Genomic DNA, 24,585 nt, shown 5'->3' on the forward strand with positions numbered 1-24,585 from the left:
CGCGGGCCGGGTGAGCCCGAAGGGTGGGGCCTAGACCGGCCACGAGCGGACACCGGGGGTCATGAACGGGCACAAGCAGCCGGTCACTACGCCGGCCCGGTGCACGCCGGGCCGGTGGTGGTTCGCGGGATTGCGCCGGGTCGGGAGAATGCTGAACGGGCGGCGGGTCACGCTGCGCGGCCTGGCGTTCACCGTCGACTCGCTGCACGGGCGACCTGAGCGCTCCGGGTGGTCGTTGCGGCGGGTCCGGGCGGTCCGGGTGGTGCTGCATGACCTCACCGGCCCCGACCTCGCCGCGCGCGAGCTGATCGTGGAGTGCGACACCCTCGCGGTCTCCTCCACCGTGACCGCCACCGGGATCACGATCACCGTGACGCTGTCCCCGGAGGCGCTCGAGACGCACGGTGACCGGCACCGGCCGAGCCCCGAGGTCAGCGTCGTCGACGGCGAGTTCCGCGTCCGGCGGCGGCCGGGCCTGGAGGTGGTGCTGCGTCCCGAGGTCGCCGCAGACTATTTGCGGTTCGTCCCGGTCGCGCTGATCACCCCGGTCGGGCGGTGGAGCGCGCTGTCGTGGCTGCCGGCCGGGACCGCGCCGCCGCCTGAGCTACCGGGCGGACTGCGCCTGACCGAGATCACGACCACCTACGACGCGGTGCGCGTCCGCGCCACCCTCGAGCGGTGGAGCGCCCCGCTGCACCACCGGCCCCGGCTCCGCGAGCTGTTTGCTATCGCCTCCGACCAAGAGCCGGGCTCGTGACCCCTGCCGGGTCGCGGTGCGGTCCGTCGGCGTAGGCGGGGTGTAGGTCGCCCTCGACGGCGGCTTCCCCAGGGCAGGCGCCGGGTCGGGTCCGCCGCCTCACGTTCCGCGGGCCGCAGGACAACCTCGGACGGTCCCTCCCGCCGAGTTGGCTCCGGGTTTGCGTATCGATGCCAGCCCGCGCGGTGAACCGACCCCTCCACGCGTCTCGATCAGGCGTGTCCCGGACACCTCACACCTGCAAGAGACTCGGAAGTCCGGTGTGCGCCGACCCGGAACCGCTTGTCCGCCGATCCGGAGTCTGTTGTCAACGGCAACCGGGTCCTCCCCAACGGCGGTCACGAACTCTCCCCACTGGCGGACAGCGGAGCTCCCCGCGGACGGCCAGGGCTTCTCCCCGGCCCGGGTCAGGTGGCTAGCGGCTTCACCCCCTTGCCGGCGGTGGCCTCGGAGAGCCGGAACGAGTCGCCCTCGGTCAGGCAGATGTGGGCGTGATGGAGCAGCCGGTCGACGGTGGCGGTGGCCAGCGTCTTGGGCATGAGCTCGTCGAACCCGGAGGGATGCAGGTTGCTCGACACCGCCAGTGAACGGTGTTCGTAGGCGGCGTCGACGAGCCGGTAGAAGCCTTCGGCGGCGTCCGCGCCGATCGGGAGCATGCCGATGTCATCGACGATGACCAGGTCGACCCGGGTGAGCCGGGCGATGGCTTTGGTGATCGAGTCGTCGGCGCGGTGGCGGCGGACCAGGGCGCCGAGCTCGTCGATGGCGAACCAGACGACGCTGCGCCCGGAGTCGATCGCGGCCTGGCCCAACGCCTCGCAGAAGTGGCTCTTGCCGGTCCCGCTGGGCCCGCAGACGCAGAGGTTCTCGTGCCGGTCGACCCATTCCAGGGTGCGCAGCGCGTGCTGGCTGGCCTGGGGGATGGAGCTGGCCTGCTCGTCCCAGACAGAGAAGGTCTTGCCGGCGGGGAACCCGGCCTTCTTGCGCCGGGCGCGGATCGTGGCCTCGTCGCGGCCGGCGATCTCCTCGGCGAGCAGCACCCGCAGCGCCTCGGCCGGGTCCCAGCGCTGCGCGCGGGCGGTAGCGAGCACTTCGGGGGCGTGGGCGCGCAGGTAGGGCATCCGCAGTCGCCGGGCCAGGCGCAGCATCTCGTCCAACGCAACTGTTTGGAGACCGTCATCGTGGACTTTCCCGCTGTCGGACTGACTGGACGTGTGGTGGTGGTGACCGGGGCTTCCTCGGGGATCGGGGCGGCCACGGCGCGGGGGCTGCATGGCGCGGGGACGCATCCGGTTCTGGTGGCCCGCCGCGCGGAGCGCCTCGAGCAGCTCTCGGCCGAGCTGGGCGGCGCGGTGGCGGTCCCGGTCGATGTGACCGACCCGGCGGCGGCCCAGCGGGTGGTCACCGCGGCGCTCGAACGGCACGGCCGCCTCGACGGGCTGGTCAACAATGCCGGGGTGTCGCTGCACGGTTCGCTGCTCGACACCGACCTCGACCCGTACAGCGAGGTGCTGCGGCTCAACGTGGTGGCGCTGTTGGGGCTGATGCAGGCGGTGGTGCCGGCGATGCGTGCCGCCGGGTTCGGGCGCATCGTCAACGTCAGTTCCGGCACCACCACCCGGTTCGCCCCGCCTGGGGCCCGGGGGCTATGCCTCCAGCAAGGCGGCGGTGAACATGCTCGTCTACAACATCCCCCACGGCCCGCAACACCCCGAACTGCACACCGAGCCGGCGGCCGCCGACCCTGAGGATGCGCAAGTCGACTGACCGCGCGGGACGCGGCCGGTCCCCGCACGCTCCCAACCTGGTCGTGGTGGTGCCCATCGACCTGGGCCAACTCGGGGCGCCAATTCACGCCTCTCGAACTCCGCTCGAGAGGCGCGCGATGACCTCGAAGTGCACGTCCTGGGCCCGGGCGATGTAAACGTCCTGGACGACGTGCGACCCGCGCAGCGTCACCTCGCCGCGAGCTCCGCCGAACCGCACCCGGTCGCTGGCGGCGAGCACGTTCTGGCGACGGACGGACCCGGCGTCTCGGACGAGCTGGGCGTAGAGGTTCATTCCCTCGTAGCACGATTCACCGAGGCTCGACGGCACCGGTGCGGCTGTCCCGAACTGTCCAGCGTACCGCCCGGCGAACTCCATCGCGTCGGCGGTGGCCAGGTCCTCGAAGTAGGCGGCGGCCGAGTAGAGGGAACGAGTCGCCGGGGGGCCGGAGGCGAGCAGCATGCTCTCGTCCATGAGGGTGGAGAGGCGGGTCTGGCGGTAGTCCAGGCCTGCCGAGGCGAATGCCCGGTTGAAGTGCACGGCGTCCTCGCCGACGAGCAGCAGCAGCACCCCGTCGGCGCTGCTGCGTGCCAGCGTGCGCAGGGCCGGTCGGAAGTCATGGGTGCCCAGCGGGACGAAGACCTCGTCGACGATGGGCACGTCGTGCGCGCGGGCCCATTGCGTCGCGACCGCTGCCGAGGCCCGGGGCCAGATGTAGTCGTCGCCGACGATCGCCCACCGGCGCACCCCCAGCTCGGTGCGCATCCACTCCAGCGCCGGACCGAGCTGATTGGTCGGTGTCTCTCCGGTCAGCAGGACCCCTGGCGTGCGCTCGCCGCCTTCGTAGAGCGCGGTGTAGATGTAGGGGACCTCGGCGGCGATCCGCGGGGCCAGTGCGCGCCGTACTGCGGAGATGTGCCAGCCGACGACCGCGTCGACCTTGCCGACGCGGATCAGGTGGTCGACGTCCCCGGCGACCGTCGCGGGGTCCGCGCCGCCGTCGACGTGGTGGAGCTCGAGGGCCCGTCCGAGCAGTCCTTCGGCGAGGTTGATCTCGGAGACGGCCAGTTCCGAGCACATCCGACACGACAGCCCGAACATGCCCGCCGGCCCTTGCCACGGGGTGACGAGGGCAACGCGCACTGCCTCCTCGCGCTGCATGCCCTTCTGGCCGAGACGCGCGCTCGGGGCCTCGGTGTTCGGCAACGGCCTCACCTCCGGGCCGGGTTCCCCGGCAGCCCCGGGGAAGTATGGCCATCCAGAGCGAGATGAGGAAACCTTGTACTGTTTCGAGTAGGCAAATCTCGGGAGGCAGGTCATGGGCAGGCGAGGCCACGCTCCCGGGATCCGGGTCGTCGATCTACTCGACCTCGCCGACCGCACCGTGGGTTCCTGCCTGGCTCGCGCCTCGGTGACCGCCGGGATCAGCCGCGAGCAGTGGCGCATCCTGATGCTGCTCGACGAGGGCGTCGGCGAGGCGGGTCTCGCGTCGCCGGGTCACACCATGGGACAGATCGCCGCCCGCGCCGCTGTGCCGGCCCCGACCGCAACACGGCTGGTCGACAGACTCGTCGCCGAGGGCCTCGCCTACCGCCGCAGCGACGACTGGGACCGGCGGCGTGTGCATGTGCATATCTCGCCCGAGGGCCACGCACTGGTGACCCGGGCCGCGGGCGAGCTCGACGACGCCTTCGGCGCCGCCCCGGGCGGTCTCGGCGAGCCTGATCGCCTCGAGCTGTGGCGACTGCTCGACCGCCTCAGTGCGCCCGCAGCGCACGAGGACCGCACCTCGGTGAGCTGACCACCGTCCACTTCGGTCCCCGCGGCACTTCCGGCGAAGTCGACTGTGACGTCCACCTCCCCGTGTTTCAATCGCATTACTTCTGATCTGGAACAGTTGCTCGGGCCGTCAGGGCTCGTACGTTAGGTCCTCGCCAGGCACGGCGGTCGAGGATGAAACGACGAGGTGGGTCCGGATGAGACACGGGGACATCAGCAGCAGCCACGACGGCGTGGGCGTCGCGGTCGTCAACTACACCATGCCGCGCCTGCACGACCAGGCCGAGATCCGAATCAACTGCGAGAAGATCGCCGAGATGGTCGTCGGGATCAAGCAGGGCTTCCCGGGCATGGACCTGATCGTGTTCCCGGAGTACTCGACCCACGGGATCATGTACGACCGCGACGAGATGTTCGCGAACGCTTCGCAGATCCCCGGCTTCGAGACGGAGATTTTCGGCGAGGCCTGCCGACGCGCCGGGGTGTGGGGGGTGTTCTCACTAACCGGTGAGCGCCACGAGGACCACCCCGACAAGAACCCGTACAACACCCTGGTTCTCATCAACGACCAGGGTGAGATCGTCAACAAGTACCGCAAGATCCTGCCCTGGGTGCCGATCGAGGGCTGGTACCCGGGCGAGCACACCACCGTCGTCGAGGGCCCCAAGGGGCTCAAGATCGCGTTGATCATCTGCGACGACGGCAACTACCCCGAGATCTGGCGTGACTGCTCGATGAAGGGCGCCGAGCTCGTCGTGCGCCCGCAGGGCTACATGTACCCGGCCAAGGAACAGCAGATCATGATGGCGAAGTCGATGGCCTGGGCGAACAACGTCTACGTCGCCGTCGCCAACGCTACCGGGTTCGACGGCGTCTACTCCTACTTCGGGCATTCATCGGTCGTCGGCTTCGACGGCCGCACCCTCGGCGAGTGCGGGACCGAGGAGATGGGCGTGCAGTACGCCGAACTGTCGCTCTCACTGATCCGGGACGCCCGGAAGAACTGGCAGTCCCAGAACCACCTGTTCAAGCTCCTGCACCGCGGCTACACCGGCGTCATCCAGTCTGGCGACGGGAACAAGGGCGTCGCCGAGTGCCCCTTCGACTTCTACAAGACCTGGGTCACCGACCCGGCCCTCGCCCAGAAGCAGGTCGAGGCGATGACCCGTGAACACATCGGCACCGCCGAGGCCCCCGTCGACGGACTCCCGAACTCCGAGACGGTGAGCTAGGCCGCCGAGCCCGCAGCCGTCCCCGCCCGCTGCGGTGGGCCGGGTCGCGCCCGGATACCCACCGGTCCGCCGATGCCCGGTGCCGACACCACGGCGCCACCCGAAGCGCACCCCCGACCCGCACTCCCGACCCGAGGAGGACCCGGCCATGGCCGCCGAGCACGACCACTCCCATGACCACTCCCACGACCACGGCGACGCTGCCCTGGCCCGCATCGAGGCGTTGCGCGACGAGGGGGTGCACCGCGCCGGGGACCACGAGGGTCCGTTCTCGCTGCACGTGCTCGGGCTGGGCAAGACCGGGGCCGATCTGATCACCTCGCTGGTGACCAATCAGCCGGACGGGTTCCTCTCCGAGCCGGGCACGCGATTCTCCGCGCTCGCGGTCGACATCGGCGACGAAGATCTGGCGCAGGTCCGCGACGCGGCGGGGTCGCTGCCGACCGACCGGTCCTTCGTCAGGACAGTCGCGATGCCGGTGCCCACCAACGCGGAGCTCTCCTACGCGCTCAATCGGTACCGCGAGTTCCTCAAGATGGAGTACCCGCGGTACTACTGGAACCCGAACTACGAGCCCTGGCTGCCCGCGGACGTCGAGATCGCCCCGTCGGACGGCCACTACTCCCGCGCGGTCGCCAAGGCGATCTACGGCTCCGAGTACTACCAGGGCGGCGAGATCGCCGAGGCGCTCGACGACTTCGCCGCCAGCGTGCTCTCCAGCGAGGCGACCCCGCTGGTCGTCGTGGCGTTCTCGCTGGCCGGCGGCGTCGGCAGCGGCATCGTCGTCGAGATCGCCCGGCACCTGTCGTCGATCAAGCTCGGCCGCCGACCCTGGGTCGTCGGGCTGGGGATCCTGCCGAACAACGCCGACCCCGCCGAGTACTCCGACGGCTCCCTGTTCCCGGTGATCAACGAACTGGACTGCATGATCGACGCCGAGAAGAACAAGGGGGTCATGGCGGTCTGGGGAGACCTCTACAAGAACCCCTTCACCGGCGGCTTCTTCCTGGTCGACCAGAACGACGTCCAGGATCTCACGGGCGATCTCGCCGCGACCCACGAGTACCTCGACACCGGCATCGGGTCGTTCCTGGCGCGCGACGCCAGCGTGCACCTCTACGAGACCCTCAAGGCGCTGAACTGGCTGGCGGTCCCGGCCGACGCCTGGCATCCGGCGATCCGCGGTGAGCAGGGCGACCGGTGGATCAACATGCTCTCGGTGCGCAAGCTCGCCGACATCGACACCCTCGGCGCGACGGGTCTGGTGAAGGGCTTCAGCACCGAGTATGTCGAGGCCCGCGCCTTCGGTGCGCCCGGGAAGAAGGCCGCCGCGGCGATCGCGAAGGCGGTCTCCGGGGTCGCCGCCTCCACGGTGGAGCCCGCGGTGCTCGAGCTCGCCGGCGCCGACGATCTGGTCAGCGTGGTCCTGCCCCGGGCGAGCAAGCTCGACCTGGCGGCGTTCGTTCCGGCCCGGGACTACTACGACACCCTCGAGTGGGACGACAAGCTGCTCATCCACTCCTGGCTGCTCGACCTCGGGGTGATGCTCTGCGAGCCCTCGATCCGCTTCGATGGCATGGGCGGCGAATGCATCTGGGGCTGTGCCTGCTGGGTCGTCGTCCCGCACGCCGCCATCCGCGGCGAGGTCAGCTCACCGATCCAGGTCGACGCCGCCGACGCCCTGTCCGCGAACTGAGGAGCTCGGCAGCAATGGCCATCCCGTGGACCGAGATCGTCGAGCGCTACTCCGCCGGGGCGCAGCTGCCCTCGATGCCCGGGGCCCGCACCCTGCAGGTCACCGGCGCCGACGACGAGTACATCTACATCAGCCACCGGCTGTGGTCGGACAAGCTGACCCGGGCCTACCTCGAGAAGGCCATGGCGCTGCTCGACGAAGGCAAGATGACCCGGGACTACGCCTCGGTCATCGACCACTACCGCACCTTCATCGCCGATGAGCGGCCGACGACGGCCGCCACCGTCCTCAAGGACCTCGGCTACGTCGATTGAGGGTCCCGGCCGGGGCCCGTCGCAGCGCCCCCGGTCGCCGTCTCGATCCGACACCGCCGCCATCCCCCCGCGATCCCCCGCCACGCCCCGGCGCCCGGGCGTACCTGGGCGCGCACCGACGCGCCCACAACAGAAAGGTCTCCGTCATGGGAATGTCGCTCTACCACTCCGCGACCGGGAGCCAGTCGCCGCACTGCATCCATGCGCTGGGCATCGGCAAGACCGGCGCCTACATGGTGGAGGCCCTGCTGCGTACCGGCGAGATCGAGGACCAGCTCGACGATCCGCGGGCCCGCTTCACCGGCCTCTCGATCGACATCGGTGACCAGGACCAGCACGAGCTCAAGGAGTACGCCGGCGGCTTCAGCCAGCGCCTCACCGAGCGCGAGATCCCCACCGACCGCCACCAGGTGCGCACGGTCGGTCTCGAGGTCCCCAGCTCCGAGGAGCTGCGGACCAGCCTCAACCGCTGGCGCGAGTACCTCAAGATGGAGTACCCGCGCTACTACTGGAACCCCAACTACGAGCCGTGGCTGCCCGCCGACGTCGAGATGCCGAAGCCGGGCGAGACCTGCCCCCGCGCGATCGCCAAAGCGATCTACGGCCACTACTACTACGGCGGCGACAAGACCCTCGAGACCGAGCTCGACCTGTTCGTCGACTCCATCAACAAGACCAAGCTGCCCTCGATGGTGCTGGTCTTCTTCTCCCTGGCCGGCGGCACCGGCTCCGGGATGGTCGTCGACATGGTCCGGCACCTGTCGAACGTCAAGCTCGGCCGGCGCATCCCGGTCATCGGCGTCGGCGTCCTGCCGTTCTCTGGCGACGAGGAGCACGCCGGCGGGACCGCCGCGCTCTACCCGGTGATCAACGAGATCGACTGCATGCTCGACGACGAGAAGAACCAGGGCGTCATGGCGGTCTGGGGCGACCTCTACAAGAACCCCTTCACCGGCGGCTTCCTCGCCCTGCCGCAGGAACATTCGTGGCAGCGGCTGGGCCAGTACACCAAGACCGGGGTGCCGGCGATCCGCGACGGGCTGCGCAAGGGTGTGACCCGCAAGTTCGTCACGGACTCGTTCACCCGCTTCGTGGTGCAGGACTACGGCCGGCTGCTGTTCAAGATGCTGCGACCGGCCGGCTTCACCGGCGCACCCCACGAGCGCAACATCTCCGGCGACCGCGCCTGGACGCTGTTCGACGTCGCCAAATACACCCACCCGGGCGTGGAGGTGCTGCCCGGCGAGCCGCGCGGCAAGTGGCGCGAGGTCGTCAGCAAGTGGATCGGCTACATCCCGACGTTCTCCGGGCTCAAGGAGGGCTTCAAGACCGACTACATCGAGGTCAACACCGTCGGCCCCCGCGAGATGTGGAACGACACCCTGCAGAAGAAACTGGAGTCGGTGCTCGGCGAGTACCTGCTCGACGGGGACGACGGCACGCTCGTCACCAGCAACGGTGAATTCTTCGACGAGCTCACCTGCTACTCGAACATCGTCATCCCCGGCGTGTCCAAGACCGACCTGACCGCCTTCTTCGAGGCCCGCGACGCCTACGACCAGATCGAGGACTGGGACACCAAGCTGATGATGCACTCGTGGCTGCTCGACCTCGGGGTGATCCTCTCCGAGCAGTCGATCCGCTTCGACGGGATGGCCGGCGAATGCATCTGGGGCTGCGCCTGCTGGGTCGTGGTCCCGCACGCGGCGATCCGCGGCGACGCGCCGGCCTCGGCCGACATCACCGAGGTCCAGCAGGCCCACATCGCGCCGATGGTGCAGACCGTCGTCCCGACACCCTGACCCTCGCCCGCCGGCCGGCGCGTGAAGCGCTGGTGCCCCGGACCGATCTCGACTGCCCGATCCGGGGCACCACGGTCGCCTGCCGCTTCCCTCCAAACACCGAGAGGACCCCCGTTGACCTCGAGCGCCCTCGCGCCGTCCACGAGCTGGTCGCGCGGTCAGCGCCTGCAGCTGTCGGCCATCGTCGCCGTCGTCTGCCTGCTCCACGTGGTGGGCTGGACGCTCTACCTGTCCCTGACCGCCGGGCCGCTCGGCGCGGGGGCGTTCGCCGGGGCCGGGGTGCTCGCCTACGTGCTCGGCATCCGTCATGCCTTCGACGCCGACCACATCGCCGCGATCGACGACACCACCCGGCTGATGGTCCAGCGCGGCCGCCGCCCGGTGGGCGTGGGCTTCTTCTTCGCCATGGGCCATTCCTCGGTGGTGGTGATCCTCGGGCTGGTCGTCGCGCTGGCGGCGGGCCTGGCGAGCTCGAGCGGGGTCGACACCTTCCGCGAGGTCGGCGGCACCGTCTCGACCGTCGTGGCGATGGTGTTCCTGGGGCTGGTCGCGGTGCTCAACGCGATGGTCCTCACCGGCATCGTCGGCTCCTGGCGCGACCTGCGCCGCGGCCGTCTCGACGAGGACGAGCTGGAGCGCCGGCTGCTCAACCGCGGCCTGGTCAACCGGATCCTCGGCGGGCGCGCCCGCACCCTGATCCGCCACTCCTGGCACATGTACCCGCTGGGCCTGCTGTTCGGGCTCGGGCTGGAGACCGCCTCCGAGGTCACGCTGCTGACCCTGTCCGCGTCGACCGCCTCCGGGGCGGGCGGGACCGCCGGCGGCGCGCCGCTGCTGGCGGCCCTGACGCTGCCGCTGCTGTTCGCCGCCGGGATGAGCGCGTTCGACACCGCGGACGGGCTGCTGATGTCGATCGCGTACTCGTGGTCGAACCGCAGCCCGGCGCGGCGGCTCTTCTACAACATCGCGACCACCGCCGCGACGGTCACGGTCGCCGGGTTCATCGCCGCCGTCTACCTGGCCGGGGTGCTCGCCGACGATCTCGGGGTCACCGCGCTGGCCGGGTTCGCCTCGATCGCCGACGACTTCGAGCTGCTCGGTTACGTCATCGTCGGCTTCTTCGTCCTGGTCTGGGGCGGTGCGGCCCTGCTCTGGCGGGTCGGCGGCTTCGAGCGACGTCACGATTCCGTCGCGGCGGACGTAGCACCGACCGAACTGGACGAGAACAGCCTCGACGCACCGCCCACCATCGCGTCCTAAGAACCGAGCTCGACGAGGAGCGCCCCTGACCTGTCGCCGGGACCGAGTGCCGGCGGCCGAGGAGAAGGAGAGCGACAAGTGATTGCAGCAGGAGACCCCATCCCCGACGTGGCGCTCAAGGCAGTCACGCCGGCGGGCACCGAGGACGTCCGTACCGGCGAGCTGTTCGCGACCGGCAAGATCGTCCTGTTCGGGGTGCCCGGGGCCTTCACCCCGGTATGCAGCGACTTCCACCTGCCCGGCTTCGTCCTCAAGACCGACGAGCTCAAGGCCAAAGGCATCGACACCATCGCCTGCGTGTCGGTCAACGACGCATTCGTCATGGGCGCCTGGGCCAACAGCGAGGCCGCCGAGGGCATCGTCATGCTCGCCGACGACGCCGCAGCCTTCACCGCCGCGATGGGCCTGACCACCGACGCGTCCAGCTTCGGACTCGGCACCCGATCCGAGCGCTACGCCGCGATCATCGAGAACGGCGTACTCACCTCGATCAGGGTGGAGAAGGAATTCGTGGACCACGAGGTGTCCACCGCCGAGCACGTGCTCGCGGCGCTGTAAGCAACCGTCAGAGACTGTCGGGTGGACGCCGTCGAGTCCGGGCTCATCCCGGAGTACGCGGAGTGGTTGGACCGGGTGACCGCGACCTACCAGGCGGTCACCTACACCTGCCGGGTCCGACTCGGCGACGCCGCCACCGCGGAGGCCGTCGCCGTGCGCGTGGCGACGGGGCTGGTCGCCCGACCCGCCGTGTTCCGGTACTGGGGCCTGCCGTTCTCAGGACGGATCGCCAAGCTCGCCGAGGACGCCATCGCGGACGCGCGCGCCGACCGCCCGCGAGCCGCCGGAGAGTGGATCCCGTTCCGTCGTGCGCTCGCCGCGATCCCGATCGAGGACCAGAGGACGTTCGTGCTGACCTGCGTCGAAGGTCTCGACGACGAACAGGTGGCACGACGGTGCGGCTGTGACACCGCCACCGCGGTGGCGCGCCGCGCGAGCGTGCTGGACCAGATGCAAGCCCTCGCCGCCCGGCACGGCAGACCCCGAACGGAGAAGTGACCCACGATGCCACTGGACTGGGCCGGTCTACAGCGCGAGTTCGGATCCGGCGGCGAGGTTGCCACCGTCGCCGGAGGCAAGACATTGACGATCACGGCCGTGGACGACGACTACGTCCACATCCAGCACTCGCTGTGGCGTGACCGGCTCGCCCGCGAGCACCTGGAGAAGGCGGTCGCGTTGATCGAGACCGACGCGATGACCCGGCATGCCGGGCTTTTCGCCGAGGAGTACCGCACGATGGTCGCCGACGTCCGCGCGACCTCAGTCGCCCATGTCCTCAAGCACCTCGGTGTCCTGGAATGAGCGTGGCCGGCACGACCTACGAGCTCCACGGCATCGTCGGCGCCCCCGAGGTGCTCGCACCTCTGCACGAGCAGTTCCCGCACGCCCGTCCCGTCCTGCTCGACGGCGCCGAGCTGGCGCTGGTGCCGCTATGCGAACAGCTCTTCCATGACATCGACCTGCCCGGATTCCCGATCGGCCCGGACTGGGCGTTCGACCGACTCTCCTCGGGCGTGGCGGCCCTGCTCACCGCCGCCTCCCGCCGGGGTTCGTTGGTCTACCTCGAAGCCGACTACGCCGGCGGGCTGGGGCGGCAGTCGGCTGTGGCCTGGCTGGACTGCCACCTGGTCTACGGCCCGAACGTGCTATTGCCCGACGAGCCGTTCCCGGTCTCGAACGACGACCCGCGCAGCGGCAGTCCCATCGTGCAGGCGCTGCGCTATCTCGGGGTCCAGGCAGCCGGGCGCGCCGACGAGTTCGTCGTGCTCGGCCTCGGCCGCCACCGCCGAACCCAGGACTGGTGCGCCGGGTGAGCACCGTGGGCGCCGTCCCGGCGGCGCCCGCCGACATCGCCCCTTCCAGCCCGGCGAGCGGCGCCCCGGCCAGCGACAGGTCGCTCGCGGAGCTCTCCGAGCTTGCGCGGGGCGCGGCGCGCCGAGTGGCGGTGGCCCTGGGACTCCGTCACGACTGCGGGGTCCGGCTTGTCGGTCAGGTCAGCAGCGCCGGGATCGGCTCGCCCAGCGCCTCGGCCACGGCGTTCGCCCACCGCGAGGCCGCGGCCTGTTTGAGGACCCGGAAGCCCGGACGGCCCGCCGGAAGATCTCGTACCCCGATGATCGCGGGTGTGCGCCGGGCCGTCATGACTAGACGGTCCGAGAGTTCTCGAACGCCCTGAGTTCGGCTTCGTCGTTACGCAGCTGGGTGATCTTGTTCGTGCTGGTCATGCCGCGGGTCCGCCACCCAGTCGAGTGAATAGGTATCTGCGTCGTGCGGGCCCCTGCCGTCGGCGGCGGCCGGATCATGTGATCAGGTCCCTGATCGCGGTTGTCCGCCCGGCCAACTCAGCCAGCACCGGGCCGTATACGCAGTCGTGGTGGGTGTTGGCGACGTCATCGACGTCCGCGGCGACCTGCTCGACGGCGTCGGTGACGGCATCGGCCTGCCGGGCGTCGCCGCGTAACCGGAGCCGGATGTCGTGGAGCTGCCCGGCGATCGCGTGCAGGGTCTCGCGATGCTCACTGGTCATCATTCCGGCCTGGGCCAGCCGGCCCAGCCTCACCACCAGCGCGTCCAGCTCTGCGCCAACGGCCCGCACGGTCTCGCGGTGAGTGCTCATCGGTTCCTGTTCCCCTCCGTTCCCGGGCCCCTCCAGGCTGCCCCCGATCGCAGCACCGCGAGCCAGCCGGGATGCCCGACGGCCGTGATCGGTGCCCTTGCGACAGCCCGCGCGCAGCCCGCGACGACTCCCGGTGCGGCACGGAGGGCGGCCACGCTCAGGCACGTGTGGTCAACACCGGGATCCGGGCCGAGCGTCAGCGGCGCCACGGTGGCCGGCGGTGTTCGTCGAGTTGGGCCGATCCACGGGTCTAGCGGGCTGCGGGTCCGTCCGGTTCGACGAGGACCGCTCGGTTCGGAAGGTTGGTGGGCCTGCCGCCAGGTTGCGACCGTTCCCGGCCGTCTGCCGGTCGGGTTTCAGGGTCGGCCAGCGTGTGGGATGTCGTCGCGGGTAGCGACCGGGGAGGCTTCTCGGGCGGCGCGGTGGGCGTGTTCGTCGGAGTCGGGCGCGAGGCAGGCGAACAGGGCGTGGTCGTCGTGCCTGCCGAGCATGCACGCGAACACGCGGCTTCCGATGGCGATCTCTTCGAGGTTCTCGCCGCTCTCACGGAGGCGGATCAGCCGTCCGCCGCGGGCGTCGGCGATCTGGCCGAGGGCTTCTTGCACGTCACAGTCGGCGGGCAGCTCACCGAAGGAAGCCAAGGCGCACGCGCCGTCTGCCCGTCGGCGGCCCGGCGGCCGGCGAGCGTCGGTATGGGGGCAGTCGGTTGATGGGTGGCGACGCGGCGGGGGAGGGGTGGTGCTGTGGGCACCTGCCGGGTGTCGAGCGAGGCGAGCAGCTCGGCGCCGAACGGCCAGCCGGTCCGGCGCGCCACGCGGGCCACGTCGGCGAGCTGTTCCAGGGCCTGACGCTTGACTTCGGGCAGCCCCACCTGGCTGCGGCTGCCTGGTTCGTCGCCGAGCGGCTTGCCCGTCTCGTCGCGAGTGGCGGGCCCGGGGCCGCGCGGCGGTTCGTCCGGGTCTTGCGGTGATGACCCATGACCGGCCTCTTTCGGTGAGCGGCGAGCGCGATCGGCGTCCCCTGTTTGAAGAGAACGGCCGGGGGCGCGAAAGGCAACGCCGTTCGCGGCGCCGACCGGGGATCGTTTCGCGTGCACCGCAGAGCCCGGTCCGGCGTCGCCGCCGGACCGGCGCCCGTTGAGTCGGCCTCCGGTCGCCGCCGGTCGGCTTGGGTGCTGGTGCTGATCAACGGCGCGGTCGGGGACCGGCGCTCCGCTCGTCTCCCGCGCCTTGGCTCGCCCCGGGGAAGCACCTGGTCGGCTGGGTGTTGCTGAGGTCAGGGCGGGATCCAGGGGCTGGGGTGGGGCATGGGCGTCACGGGTGGCCCGAAAGCTCCCCCCGGAGTGCGCCCAGGGTGTCGCCGTTGACCCCCACCGCGGGCGCGGGCCTGCCGGGGACGGCATCCAGGGCCCGCCCCGCCGGCAAGCGGGGGTCGACATGCTGCGGGCCCGGTCACCAGCCTCGAGGGGGGAACTGGTGGACCGGGCCCGCAGACCTGCCGAAGACACCGCCCGGGGCTCTCCCCGATTCCGACCGGTGACTTCGGATGGACCGGTTAGTTCGCGGCGGAGATCGGGTTGTGGCAGCTCTTGGCGTTGACCGCGCCGTTGCCGTGCCCGGCCGCCGAGCCGATCGGCACCCCGGCGGAGTTGTCCTGGACCGGGACCTGCACGCCTAGCACGTTGACCGGGACGTCGTTGTTGCACAGGTCGCCGGTGGTGTTCGGGGCGAAGTCGCTGGAGTTGAACATGCCCTTCTGCACCGTGGTCCCGTCGCTGTGGCTGGGGGCCTGGTCGCCGTCGTGGCTGGGGTTGGCCATGGCCAGCCCGGTGGTGGAGAGCAGCCCGGTGGAGATCATCGCGGTCGCGAGGACAGCCTTGCGCAGGGTCGCCATGAGCGGCCGGTCCTTCCATGCTTGGGAGCCCGGCCACCGGTGATGACACCGCGCGACCGTCTGATTACGTGTCGCCAACTCGGGACCGCGTCCCCCGGTGACGGGCTGGGTCCCTCGTTCAGCGCAACGAGTGAACCGGCCCGGGCCACTGCGACCCCTTCGATCCCGCGGCGCGGATTCCGGTGCCCTGGGGTGTCGGTCCGCGTCAGGTCGGTGCAACGGCTGTGGCGTTCGGCTCGGTCGACACCACGGTGCAGGCCCACCACGCTCAGCGCCACGCCGCTAGGTCGAGGGTAGATCCGGGGTCGTTCGATCGGGGCGGCGGTGTGGAATGCCGCCCCGGTGGCGGTCTGATCGGGGTTGGATGGGCTGGCGGTGTGTGGCGACGATTCCGGGGGCCGCTCGAAGTCGCGGGCCGGTGCCGGCCAGGCGAGCCAGGTGGTGGAGATGTTCTCGCCGCGCGAGGCGCAGATTCTGGCGCGGGTGGCCGAGGGGCTGAGCAACCGGGAGATCGGGGAGGCGCTGGGGCTCTCGCCGTGGACGGTGAAGTCGCACCTGGTCCGCATCGGGCACAAGTTCCGCAGCGTTCACGAGGGCCGGTGCCCCGACCGGGCGCACCTGGTGGCGCTGGCGTTGCGCGCCGGTGTCATCAGCTAAACGCCAGGGCTCGCGAGAGCGTTGAGATCGCGGTGTCGCTGACGGCCGCGCCTCACCCGCGTACATCGTCCCCGGCCAACCAGCGGTTTATCGATCGCTGACCATGCGCCTGAAGCGACGAGTGCGGACGGCGCAATGCCGCGGGCGGAACCCCGACGCCGCTCGCGGGGTGACCGCGAAATCCGGACGAGGCATTCTAAGGGTGATGGACGTGGGCGAGCCCCGGCCGCAGGCGGATGACTCAGAGATCCCTGCCCTCGCGCTCATCGCGACCGGGTTGATGTTCCTCAACACCTCGACCGGCGCCCAGACCGCGTGGCTGGTGCTGACCGTGCTGGTCGCGGTCGCTGCGCGACTCGACTGGACCGCCGCCGCGCAGCGGCTCGACCAGTGATCACGGCTCAGTGCGGCGTCGCCGGTCCGGGTCAGTCGTTCTGGTCAGCGATGGCGATGCCACACCCGGTGTCACGGTCGAGGTAGAGACCGGATAACGGGTCGAGGCATCGGATCTCGTTCGGGCGCAGGGCGGGGTGCACGGAGTCGACCAGCATGCTCAGCGGTTCGTGGCGGTGGACCGGCCCGGAGCGGCCAGCGTGGACGTGCCCCAGGAGTCTTCAGCGGACGAGGCGAGGTATGTCGACGGGTGCGCGACGCCCGGGCGTGGAACGGGTCGTGGAACGAAATGGCGTCAAGTTGCGGAGGCCGGTGAGCACGGTGTGACTGGCGACGTGCACCGATGGACGCATAGAGGCTGCCGTTCACGGAGAAGAACGTTCTCGTAATGCGTAGGTCGTCGGTTCGATTCCGACAGGCGGCTCTATTGGCGCTGGTCAGCACGATGTTGACCTCGGTGTGTGAGCGGTGCGCACATGTCGTGGAACGGGTGCGGAATCAAGGCACTCCCCGGTGCGGGGAGGAGCGTGGGCTACGGGAACGTCGACGATGTCGTGTCCGCGTCCGGGCTGGACCCGGACCTTGATCGGGGCCGCCACGCGCACGTAGGACGGGGCTTGGGCTTGGGTGTGGGCCGCGGCGAGGGCGACCGGGTGCCGGTGTCAGCGCTCGTGGCCAGACCGGGGCCCGTCGAGCGGCGTCGAGCCGGGTGGGTTGGGCCAGTCGGTGCCCGGGTCCGAACGCGGCCCGGTCCAGATCACCGCGCCAGCCGATGGTGAACCGCCCCGGCGCGTCCGGAGAGCTACGGGCTTGAGTGAGCCGGCTCCGGGTGGGGCCGGTGTTGACGGTAGTGGGCGGTCTCGAGTTCGGCGGGTGGGATGTCGCCGCAGGTGCTGTGCAACCGACGGTGGTTGAACCAGTCGACGTACTCGAGGGTGGCGATCTCGACCTGCTCGACGGTGCGCCACGGACCTCGCGGCTTGATCAGCTCGGTCTTGAACAGCCCGATCGTGGACTCGGCCAGAGCGTTGTCGTAGGCGTCGCCCACCGACCCGACCGAGGGGGCGGCGCCGGCCTCGGCGACGCGTTCGGTGAACGCGATCGAGGTGTACTGGCTGCCGGCGTCGGAGTGGTGCACCAGCTCGCCGAGCTCGTCGACACCTTGCTGGCGGCGGGTCCACACGGCCTGCTCGAGGGCGTCGAGCACCAGGCTGGTGCGCATGGTGGTCGCGGCGCGCCATCCCAGGATGCGCCGGGAGTAGGCGTCGATGACGAACGCGACGTAGACCATCCCCGACCAGGTCGGGACGTAGGTGAAGTCCGCGACCCACAACCGGTCCGGGGCCGGTGGGTTGAACTCGCGTCCGACCAGATCCCCGGCCCGCACAGCGTCGCCGGGGATCGTGGTGCGGACCCGACGGCCGCGGCGGGCTCCGGCCAGGCCCTGGTCGCGCATCAGCCGTTCCACGGTGCAGCGGGCCACCGCGACGCCCTCTCGGTTGAGCTGGGCCCAGACCTTGCGAGCGCCGTAGACGCCGTAGTTCTTGGTGTGCACCCGGGCGATCTGCTCGCTCAACCACTCGTCGCGCACTCGGCTCGGTGAGGGTTCCCGAGCGGCTCGGCGGGCGTCGTAGTAGGTCGATGGGGCGATCGGTGCGCCGAGCTCGGCGAGCACGGTGCAGATCGACTCGACGCCCCAACGCCGCCCTAAGCTCGTTCGGGCGGCGTGCTCGTCGATGAACCTCACGAGCGTCGCGGTGGCCGGTCGATCTCGGCCGCGAAGAAAGCCGACGCCGCCTTGAGGATGTCGTTGGCGCGGCGCAGCTCGGCGTTCTCCCGGCGCAGCCGCTTGAGCTCCTCGGACTCCTAAGAGGTGGTGCCCGGCCGGGTCCCGCCGTCGATCTCGGCCTGGCGGACCCATTTGCGGACCGTCTCCCCGGTGCCCACCCCGAGCTTCTCGGCGACCGCGTTCATCGCCGCCCACGGCGAGTCGTAGTCACCCGCGACCTCGGCGACCATGCGCACCGCTCGCTCCCGCAACTCCGGCGGATAGGGCGGCTGGGCTCGACGTGACATGACCAGATCTCCTCAGACGGTCTGGTCTCCGGACTCGCCGGGGCGGTTCATGGCCGTGGTCGGCGCAGGCGACACTTCCGGTCTCGCGTTGGTAGGCGACGAGGTGGTGCAACTCTTGTCGAAGCTCGTGGCGCTGAGCGCGGCGACGTGGCGCATCCTGGACCGGGGACCTGGATTGGATCCCCCCACGGACCCCATACACCGGAAGGACCGCGGCCGTGACCGGAGAGTTGAGCCCTGTCCACTGGTTGATCGTGTTGGTGGTGCTGGTCGTGCTGTTCGGGGCCAAGAAGCTGCCCGACGCCGCCCGCGGGCTCGGCCAGTCCCTGCGAATCTTCAAAGCCGAAATGTCGGCCTCTCGCGTCGGCGCGCCGCCCACCGATCCCGCGGCGGGATCACCGAGCGATGACCAGGACCGCCGCCCCCAGAACGCCTTCGACGACGCGAGCGAGGTCCCCGCGCCCGACAACACGACGCCGACGACGTCCCCGGGAAGCGACACCGTGCAAGGCCACGACCCCGACCCACCGAGCAGGCCCCACCCACCCCTCGAGCGGACTCCGCTGCACGACCAGCCGTCGACGCCGCCCGGGTAGGGGAGGACTATCCGCAACCGGCGGGATCGGTGCACGACACCGCCGCGGCCACCGCGACGACCGGCCGTGGGGCGTGGGTCGTAGCGATCGGGACGCCGACCGGCCCTCGGTGCCGCCTGCCCGATAAGTCGGCTCTATGACAGCCCTGCTGCTCAACGGACCGGGGCTGCCGCGCCGCTCGGTTGGCTCGAAGCTGTCGGACTCCGGGCAAGCGGGGGAAGCTCACCACGCATCCCGCGGGCTCGCCACCGCCATCGCGATCAAGGACCGGGCTCTCGTCCCGGGGCACTGCTCGTCCGTCGCGGGAAGTCACGGGACCGGAACGTGATCGCGGTGACGTAACCGGGGCTGACACGGATGGGCGTTGCGGTCCCGGCGCTGCGGGGCGGATCGTCGAGGCCATCGAGACGGCGTGGGGGCCGCTCGACGAATGGGGGGTGCCGCCGTGGTCAGGCTTGGGGGGTCCGGGTGGTCGCTGCACTCGCTGGCGGTGCCGCTGCTAGGGGTGCTGGTGATTGTGCTGGCGGTCGCGCTGATCTCGACTCACCGGACGGTGGAGGCGCCGTCCCCGTCGGCGGCCTCGGAGTTGCCGCCGCCCTATCTGTTGTCGCTGGTGCGGACCGGGGTGGTGTCCGGGGTGAATGACGACGGCACCGTGGAGGTGACCCCGACGTCGGTGAGCTCGGACGGCGCGCCGCCGGGCGCTCCGAAGCGTGTGACGGTGGCCGGGCTGCAGGTTCCGGCGGCCGGGCAGTGCGGGCATACGGAGGCCCTGGACGCGGCCCGCTCGGCGTTGATGAACGAGGCGGTGACGCTGGTCCCGGACCCGGCGGTCCCGGTCCCGGGGGTGGAGCACGTCGTCACTCACGACCAATGGTCGTGGACCGACCACGCGATCAGCGAGGGGATGGGCCAGGAGTCCATAGGCGGCTGGACCTACGCCGGGGTGTTCGAGCGGGAGCAGCGGGAGGCGAGCGGGGCCGATCGAGGCCTGTGGGCCACCTGCTGGGCGGCCGCCACCGCCTCCGGGTCCAAGTGAGCTGACAAGCGACTAGTGTCCCGAGTCCGAAAATCTGGTCCGGGGACGGCAGGCCGAAGGCATCCCGCGTAGCGGGGTGGAAGTCTGGCTGGGTCGTGAGGTCAGGCGGTGGGGGCGAGGGTGACGGTGTAGCCGAGTGCTTCGAGTTGGTGGATGTGGGCGCGCTTTTTGCTTTCGGGGTTGAGACGTCGCTCGTGGAAATCCGACCCGAGATCGACGAAGTGGGCCTCGGGGTCGCCGAGCAGGTGCCAGACCGCGACCAGGATGGAGCACTCGACCGCGACGATGGCCTTCTTCTTGCCCCGGCGCGCGATGCGCTGATAACGCTCGCCGAGGAACGTGTTGGTGCGTCCGGCGCCGACGGCGGCCTCACCGAGGACTTTGGCCGGGTAGCGGTTGCGGTGCCCGGTCGAGCCTTGGCCCTTATTCTTGCCGGCGGACTCCTTGGTCTGCGGGGTGAACTTGGCCCAGGAAGCCAGGTGACCGGCGGTGGGGAACCGGGACAGGTCCAGCCCGATCTCGGAGACCACGATCGCTGCGGCCACCGGTCTGGCTCCGGGGATCTCATCGAGGCGGGCAACGGCCGAGGCGACAGGGGCGATCATCTCCTCGATGGTGGCGTCGAGTTCGATGATGTCGGTGTCCAACCCGTCGACGCGGGCGAGCATCTTGGCCGGCAGCAGGGCATGGTGGTCGGTGAAGTACCCGGTGAACGCCTCTTCGAGCCGCCCCAGCTTGCGCCGTAGCGGGCCGCGGGCCAGCTGGGCGAGGGCCTTGGGGGTCACGCTGCCCGGCGATCAGACGGGACATCATGTCGCGGCTGGAGACCCCGACGATGTCCAAGGCGACCACCGAGAGCTTGATCTGGGCGTCCCCGAGCAGCTTCTCGACCCGCTGCTTTTCCGCGGTGCGCGTCTCGACCAGGTCGCAGCGGTACCGGGCGACATCACGCAGCCGCCGAATCTCGGATGGGGACACGAAGCTGGGGCGCAGCATCTGCCGTTCGGCGACCTTGGCCAGCCACACCGCGTCGAGCTTGTCGGTCTTGGGCCGGCCGGGCAGGTGCTTGACGTCGCGGGAGTTGACCAGCCAGGTCTCGAACCCGTGCGCCTCGAGCAGGTAGAACACCGGCTTCCAGCAGTCCGAGGTGGCCTCCATGACCACCCGGGTCACCCCCAGACACCGCAGGTGATCGGTCATGCCCAGCAGCGAGCGGGTCATGGTGGAGTAGGCCGCCACTTCTTGGAGCCGCCGTCCTGGACGAGCTTCGTTCGGGACGCGAACGCAGCAGATCAGCTCGGCCTTACCGATATCGCAGGCCGCGACCCGCGCGACGATCTCTTCCTTCGCTTGGTCTTCTTCAAGCACCACTGGCTCCTCGCCGTCTCGGCCACCAGGCGGGCCGCCCGCGAGGACCAGCGAGAAGGACGGAATCTGATCCGCGTGCTCGAAGCCACACTGAAGCTCTCGTGGGCAGTCCTCTCCACCCTGCTGAGTCACGACCTCGAAGATCACAGACACCCGGCGTCAGGCGAGCGCCCCACCAGGATTTTCAGCGCGGAACGCGCGACCCACCAGGGGGTAGGGATTGCTGAGTCGGAAGTTGTGACGCAGTTGTAGGTTGGGGTATGGCTCCGGCCTCGAGACGCCGCCGCTTTTCTGCGCCGAGCAGGTCCCCGTCGGCGGCCGGGGCACCCTGGTGGAACAGCGTGCCGCGCAGTTGTTGGACCCAGCCGGTGTGCTCGTCACGGAGGTCTTTGAACAGCTCCAGCAGCGGACGCACTTCGATGACCTGCTCGGGCGGGATCCACGACTCCGACAGCCGTCCACTGGCCAGCAGCTCGCGCAGATGTCGGGCGTCGAGCCGGTCCGTCTTTGCGCGTCGTTTCGGGCCCCGCGCGGCGGCGGTGTCGGCCGGCTCGGCCAGGTGCGCCTCGGCCCCGGCGGCGGCCAGCTCTTCGACGACGAAGCGCCACCCGCACGCCTCCACCGCGAACCGGGCCGGTCGCTCGGTGATCTCCGTGGCCAACCAGCGGCGCAGCACCCCCGAACCCTCGTCGAGATAGTCGAACATGATCTGGAGCCGGTGCACGTCCAACCCGCCTACGATGCCCATCGGGGACCTCCTCAAGCTCCTTCGAACTCACACACGCACGAATCATGCGCGCGAGCTGGGGGGGCCCGCGACATGTCATCTTTTGCGGACCGTCGTAGATGTTTGGTGAGCCGAACCGGGTCGACCGCGCGGGTTATTCGTCGGCTAGTGGGATGTAGACCAGCGGTCCGCTGTCGGGGTTCCCGGCGTTGATGTCGAAGAGGTCCGGAGTCTGTGGGGCGTCGACGGACGCTCTGAACCCGGCGGTGTCGATCGCCAGTGGTACGGAGTCCGGGCCTTCCTGACCCGGTACGAGGACATTGACGTTGATCAGCACCGGGAGGTGGCCGGGGATGTCCGAGAGCCTGCTGCGCAGCCGGCCCACGGTCCAGCCGTTGGAGGGGGCGCCCTCGGCGCTGGTCACCGGCATCAGGGTTCGCACTTCGTCGCGCCGGCACGGTGCCGCGGGAGACCCGGTTGTGGCCGCCGACTGGCGGGAGGCGCACCAGGTATACGAGGCGATCTTGCGTAACGCCGTCGCTACGTCGAACCGGCCCGCTTCAAGGTCGTCGAGAGCCTGGGCGACAAACGCCTCGATCAGAGGCTTATCGGGTCGCTCGTTCTCGGGCAGCAGCGACTCCACTCGATCCCATTTGACTTCGCAGGCCATGGAGAATGGTAACAACGCCGATGGGTGACCGGTAAAGGGCCAACCAGGGAGTGTCGGGAGCGACGAAGGGCATCGACTCGACACGGGTTGTGTCGAACTGGGCGGTTTCGGGTGGCGTTAGAGGGTATTTTCCCTGTGCCGGGCGCGGGCGGGCCCCGGTGCGCCGTTGGGGCCGATCGGCCTGTACATCTCGACTGCCGCGGCGGCCCCAACGGCGCGTTTGCGACAATCCTCTTCCGACGTGGTCCGCCGGAGGGGGGCTCGTCGCGACAATCCTTTTCCGACGGTTGTACCGGAGACGCGGCGTCGAGGCGGCGCTTCGACGGTCAAGAGAAGCTCTCCGTCTGACATCTTCGGCGACGCCGGGGCCGAAGGGCGTGGCGACTGGGAAAGGCCGGGCCCGACATGATCGCCATCCTCGCTCGGCTGCGGTGGGTTCTTCCGTGCGGTGGCAAATCCGGATTATTCACCGGTACACCCTGGCGCTCGGTCTCCGCACCGCCGACACGGGTCGTGGTCACCGACCGCGTCGAGAAACGGCGGGAACTCGACGTCAGGGAAAGCGCTCGCGCCGAGTTCCTCCTCGTTTTCTGGCTATGTTGCAGGTCATGCGCACAACACGTGCTGCCGCTAGCCGGTTGTCGCTCACCCCGGGTTGCGAGGTGTGCTCCCTCTGCTCACGTCGTCGAAAGGCGTCGACCGGCGGGCCGGTCGGGGCCGAACGGGTGAAACACCAACGGGCACCTGTTTCGGAGTGGTTAACGCAGGGTGCGACTGTTAGCGTCGGGCCGCCCAATCAGGGCAGATCGGTTCCCTCCTGGGGGGTCACGAGGAACGATCTAGTTCGCTGTGCGTGACCCTTTTCCGTCAGGGGCCGGTCGAATCCGGAGCAGGAAAGGGATACATCCCATGTCAAACGTGACCTGGCGACGTCGAGTCGCCATGGGCGCCGTGTCGGTGGCCGCCGCCGGTGGCCTCGCCTTCGCCGGAGCCGGCGGAGCGATGGCCTCCCCGTCCCACCACCCGGGGCCCCCGCCGCCGTCGTCCTCGACCAAGCAGACCGCCGTGGGCATCGGCGGCAACGGCGGCAAGGGCGGGAGCTGGAACATCGCCGGCTCGCTCAACGCCGGCAACGGCAACCAGCTCGGGACTTACAAGTCCAGCACCTCGGGCGGGTCGTCGTCGGCGAACGCCGGCAACGGCGGCAACGGCGGGGACGGGAGCGCGGTCAACGTCAACAAGTGACGATCGCCCGGGTGGGTAGAGAAACGAGGAAACCCACCCTGGCGACCGCACCGGGCCCCTGTCAGGCCGTCAGCGCAGCGTAAACCGCGCTGTGCGGCCGGGTCCATGCCAACCGGTGGATCTCTGATCAGTTCGGAACCACCGGCCGGCACCCGGGCGCCCCATCCCACAGGTCTGTGGGGTGGGGCGCTCGTGGTGTGCCCCGGACCCTCGTGCGGGTCCAAGCCCGCCTATTGTCGACTCCGCCGTCGTCGTCGCGCTTTGCAACCGAGAGGGTCCGCGCTCCTAGCGGATGGCCTGGCGGGTTGTTGGCCTGTGCGGTGGGTGTCGCGTCTGCCGCGATCGGGTGGTCTCGCTGTACTCCTCGCGGCAGAGCCCAGCACGATTCGGTGAACGCCTACCGGTCGACTTCGGGTCCCCACCCGATGAAGCCTCCCTCGTTTTCCGGCCAGATTGCGGCCGCCCCGCCCTCCCAAGTGAGTGACACGTAAAGCGTCAGGGCTCTCAGAATGGTCGACACGGCTGTGAACGCCGGTCGCGACCGGGCCCCGCTCAGCCGTACAGCGCATCCGCCGCGCAGGCCAGGTTTCGCTTATTGGCCAGTGCGCAAAATAGCCGCGCGGGCACCCGGTCAGGG

Annotated in this window: 25 protein-coding genes, 1 tRNA gene and 3 pseudogenes; 19 read left to right on the forward strand and 10 right to left on the reverse strand. The window is 70.1% G+C overall.

Going from position 1 to position 24,585, the window contains the following annotated elements; genetic code table 11:
- Window positions 1-148: 148 nt before the first annotated feature.
- Window positions 149-757 carry a hypothetical protein gene (locus LQ327_RS09720; protein ID WP_230732000.1) on the forward strand — a complete coding sequence of 203 codons (609 nt, stop codon included), beginning with the start codon at window positions 149-151 and terminating at the stop codon, window positions 755-757.
- Between the two features lie 407 nt (window positions 758-1,164).
- On the opposite strand, the gene istB is transcribed toward LQ327_RS09720, so the two are convergent.
- A complete protein-coding gene (gene istB / locus LQ327_RS09725; protein ID WP_230733207.1) occupies window positions 1,165-1,905 on the reverse strand; it encodes an IS21-like element helper ATPase IstB in 741 nt (246 codons plus the stop codon).
- Window positions 1,906-1,923: 18 nt separating this feature from the next.
- Here istB and LQ327_RS09730 point away from each other — a divergent pair, with 18 nt between their 5' ends.
- Entirely contained in the window at window positions 1,924-2,505 is a 582-nt protein-coding gene (locus tag LQ327_RS09730) for an SDR family oxidoreductase (protein WP_230732011.1), read from the forward strand.
- A 103-nt stretch (window positions 2,506-2,608) separates the two neighbouring features.
- On the opposite strand, the gene LQ327_RS09735 is transcribed toward LQ327_RS09730, so the two are convergent.
- On the reverse strand, window positions 2,609-3,730 hold the full coding sequence (locus LQ327_RS09735; protein WP_308286272.1) for a substrate-binding domain-containing protein: 1,122 nt from the start codon (window positions 3,728-3,730) through the stop codon (window positions 2,609-2,611).
- A gap of 112 nt (window positions 3,731-3,842) precedes the next feature.
- Here LQ327_RS09735 and LQ327_RS09740 point away from each other — a divergent pair, with 112 nt between their 5' ends.
- From LQ327_RS09740 to LQ327_RS09785, 10 genes are all read left to right on the forward strand, one after another.
- Window positions 3,843-4,325, forward strand: a complete 483-nt coding sequence (locus tag LQ327_RS09740) for a MarR family winged helix-turn-helix transcriptional regulator (protein WP_230732014.1) — start codon at window positions 3,843-3,845, stop codon at window positions 4,323-4,325.
- A gap of 175 nt (window positions 4,326-4,500) precedes the next feature.
- Complete coding sequence (locus LQ327_RS09745) at window positions 4,501-5,535, forward strand: aliphatic amidase (protein WP_230732016.1); 1,035 nt, start codon at window positions 4,501-4,503, stop codon at window positions 5,533-5,535.
- Between the two features lie 79 nt (window positions 5,536-5,614).
- On the forward strand, window positions 5,615-7,231 hold the full coding sequence (locus LQ327_RS09750; protein ID WP_230732018.1) for an FtsZ/tubulin family protein: 1,617 nt from the start codon (window positions 5,615-5,617) through the stop codon (window positions 7,229-7,231).
- A 14-nt stretch (window positions 7,232-7,245) separates the two neighbouring features.
- Entirely contained in the window at window positions 7,246-7,545 is a 300-nt protein-coding gene (locus tag LQ327_RS09755) for a hypothetical protein (protein ID WP_230732020.1), read from the forward strand.
- 146 nt (window positions 7,546-7,691) lie between these two features.
- Window positions 7,692-9,347 carry an FtsZ/tubulin family protein gene (locus tag LQ327_RS09760; RefSeq protein WP_230732029.1) on the forward strand — a complete coding sequence of 552 codons (1,656 nt, stop codon included), beginning with the start codon at window positions 7,692-7,694 and terminating at the stop codon, window positions 9,345-9,347.
- 114 nt (window positions 9,348-9,461) lie between these two features.
- A complete protein-coding gene (locus LQ327_RS09765; protein WP_230732032.1) occupies window positions 9,462-10,607 on the forward strand; it encodes a HoxN/HupN/NixA family nickel/cobalt transporter in 1,146 nt (381 codons plus the stop codon).
- Window positions 10,608-10,685: 78 nt separating this feature from the next.
- Window positions 10,686-11,165, forward strand: a complete 480-nt coding sequence (locus LQ327_RS09770) for a redoxin family protein (RefSeq protein ID WP_308286273.1) — start codon at window positions 10,686-10,688, stop codon at window positions 11,163-11,165.
- A 21-nt stretch (window positions 11,166-11,186) separates the two neighbouring features.
- The gene (locus LQ327_RS09775) at window positions 11,187-11,663 is read left to right on the forward strand and encodes a hypothetical protein (RefSeq protein WP_230732043.1); all 477 of its coding nucleotides are present in this window, start codon (window positions 11,187-11,189) and stop codon (window positions 11,661-11,663) included.
- A gap of 99 nt (window positions 11,664-11,762) precedes the next feature.
- On the forward strand, window positions 11,763-11,969 hold the full coding sequence (locus LQ327_RS09780) for a hypothetical protein (protein WP_230732047.1): 207 nt from the start codon (window positions 11,763-11,765) through the stop codon (window positions 11,967-11,969).
- 2 nt (window positions 11,970-11,971) lie between these two features.
- Window positions 11,972-12,481, forward strand: coding sequence for a hypothetical protein (locus tag LQ327_RS09785; RefSeq protein ID WP_230732056.1), 510 nt, complete (start codon window positions 11,972-11,974; stop codon window positions 12,479-12,481).
- Window positions 12,482-12,656: 175 nt separating this feature from the next.
- On the opposite strand, the gene LQ327_RS09790 is transcribed toward LQ327_RS09785, so the two are convergent.
- Both LQ327_RS09790 and LQ327_RS09795 read right to left on the reverse strand, forming a co-directional pair.
- Window positions 12,657-12,809, reverse strand: a complete 153-nt coding sequence (locus LQ327_RS09790) for a hypothetical protein (RefSeq protein WP_230732058.1) — start codon at window positions 12,807-12,809, stop codon at window positions 12,657-12,659.
- A 157-nt stretch (window positions 12,810-12,966) separates the two neighbouring features.
- Window positions 12,967-13,284: a hypothetical protein gene (locus LQ327_RS09795; protein ID WP_230732065.1), complete on the reverse strand. Its 318-nt coding sequence runs from the start codon at window positions 13,282-13,284 to the stop codon at window positions 12,967-12,969.
- A gap of 371 nt (window positions 13,285-13,655) precedes the next feature.
- On the opposite strand from LQ327_RS09795, the gene LQ327_RS09800 reads away from it, so the two are divergent.
- On the forward strand, window positions 13,656-13,994 hold the full coding sequence (locus tag LQ327_RS09800; protein WP_230732068.1) for a hypothetical protein: 339 nt from the start codon (window positions 13,656-13,658) through the stop codon (window positions 13,992-13,994).
- Between the two features lie 844 nt (window positions 13,995-14,838).
- On the opposite strand, the gene LQ327_RS09805 is transcribed toward LQ327_RS09800, so the two are convergent.
- Window positions 14,839-15,177, reverse strand: coding sequence for a hypothetical protein (locus tag LQ327_RS09805; RefSeq protein ID WP_230732073.1), 339 nt, complete (start codon window positions 15,175-15,177; stop codon window positions 14,839-14,841).
- 453 nt (window positions 15,178-15,630) lie between these two features.
- Between LQ327_RS09805 and LQ327_RS09810 the strand changes: the two are divergent.
- From LQ327_RS09810 to LQ327_RS09820, 3 genes and pseudogenes are all read left to right on the forward strand, one after another.
- Window positions 15,631-15,834: pseudogene (locus tag LQ327_RS09810) on the forward strand (response regulator transcription factor); the annotation flags it as partial.
- A 205-nt stretch (window positions 15,835-16,039) separates the two neighbouring features.
- The gene (locus LQ327_RS09815; protein ID WP_230732080.1) at window positions 16,040-16,228 is read left to right on the forward strand and encodes a hypothetical protein; all 189 of its coding nucleotides are present in this window, start codon (window positions 16,040-16,042) and stop codon (window positions 16,226-16,228) included.
- A 356-nt stretch (window positions 16,229-16,584) separates the two neighbouring features.
- Window positions 16,585-16,651 (forward strand) — tRNA-OTHER (locus LQ327_RS09820).
- A 378-nt stretch (window positions 16,652-17,029) separates the two neighbouring features.
- Here LQ327_RS09820 and LQ327_RS09825 read toward each other — a convergent pair.
- Window positions 17,030-18,303 (reverse strand): annotated as a pseudogene (locus LQ327_RS09825) (IS3 family transposase).
- A 218-nt stretch (window positions 18,304-18,521) separates the two neighbouring features.
- Here LQ327_RS09825 and tatA point away from each other — a divergent pair.
- Window positions 18,522-18,899: a Sec-independent protein translocase subunit TatA gene (tatA, locus tag LQ327_RS09830; RefSeq protein WP_230732087.1), complete on the forward strand. Its 378-nt coding sequence runs from the start codon at window positions 18,522-18,524 to the stop codon at window positions 18,897-18,899.
- Between the two features lie 445 nt (window positions 18,900-19,344).
- Window positions 19,345-19,938, forward strand: a complete 594-nt coding sequence (locus tag LQ327_RS09835) for a hypothetical protein (protein ID WP_230732089.1) — start codon at window positions 19,345-19,347, stop codon at window positions 19,936-19,938.
- A gap of 101 nt (window positions 19,939-20,039) precedes the next feature.
- Here LQ327_RS09835 and LQ327_RS09840 read toward each other — a convergent pair whose 3' ends face one another.
- The 4 genes and pseudogenes from LQ327_RS09840 to LQ327_RS09855 all read right to left on the reverse strand — a co-directional run bounded on the left by LQ327_RS09840 (window position 20,040) and on the right by LQ327_RS09855 (window position 22,676).
- Window positions 20,040-20,723: a transposase gene (locus LQ327_RS09840; protein WP_230732098.1), complete on the reverse strand. Its 684-nt coding sequence runs from the start codon at window positions 20,721-20,723 to the stop codon at window positions 20,040-20,042.
- Window positions 20,724-20,874: 151 nt separating this feature from the next.
- Window positions 20,875-21,459 (reverse strand): annotated as a pseudogene (locus LQ327_RS34660) (IS110 family transposase); the annotation flags it as partial.
- 31 nt (window positions 21,460-21,490) lie between these two features.
- Complete coding sequence (locus LQ327_RS09850; protein ID WP_230732102.1) at window positions 21,491-22,054, reverse strand: IS110 family transposase; 564 nt, start codon at window positions 22,052-22,054, stop codon at window positions 21,491-21,493.
- 133 nt (window positions 22,055-22,187) lie between these two features.
- Entirely contained in the window at window positions 22,188-22,676 is a 489-nt protein-coding gene (locus LQ327_RS09855; protein ID WP_230732106.1) for a hypothetical protein, read from the reverse strand.
- Between the two features lie 969 nt (window positions 22,677-23,645).
- On the opposite strand from LQ327_RS09855, the gene LQ327_RS09860 reads away from it, so the two are divergent.
- The gene (locus tag LQ327_RS09860) at window positions 23,646-23,948 is read left to right on the forward strand and encodes a hypothetical protein (protein ID WP_230732108.1); all 303 of its coding nucleotides are present in this window, start codon (window positions 23,646-23,648) and stop codon (window positions 23,946-23,948) included.
- Window positions 23,949-24,585: the final 637 nt, after the last annotated feature.

The sequence above is a fragment of the Actinomycetospora endophytica genome (assembly GCF_021026375.1).
In the GTDB taxonomy this organism is placed as follows: Bacteria; Actinomycetota; Actinomycetes; order Mycobacteriales; family Pseudonocardiaceae; genus Actinomycetospora; species Actinomycetospora endophytica.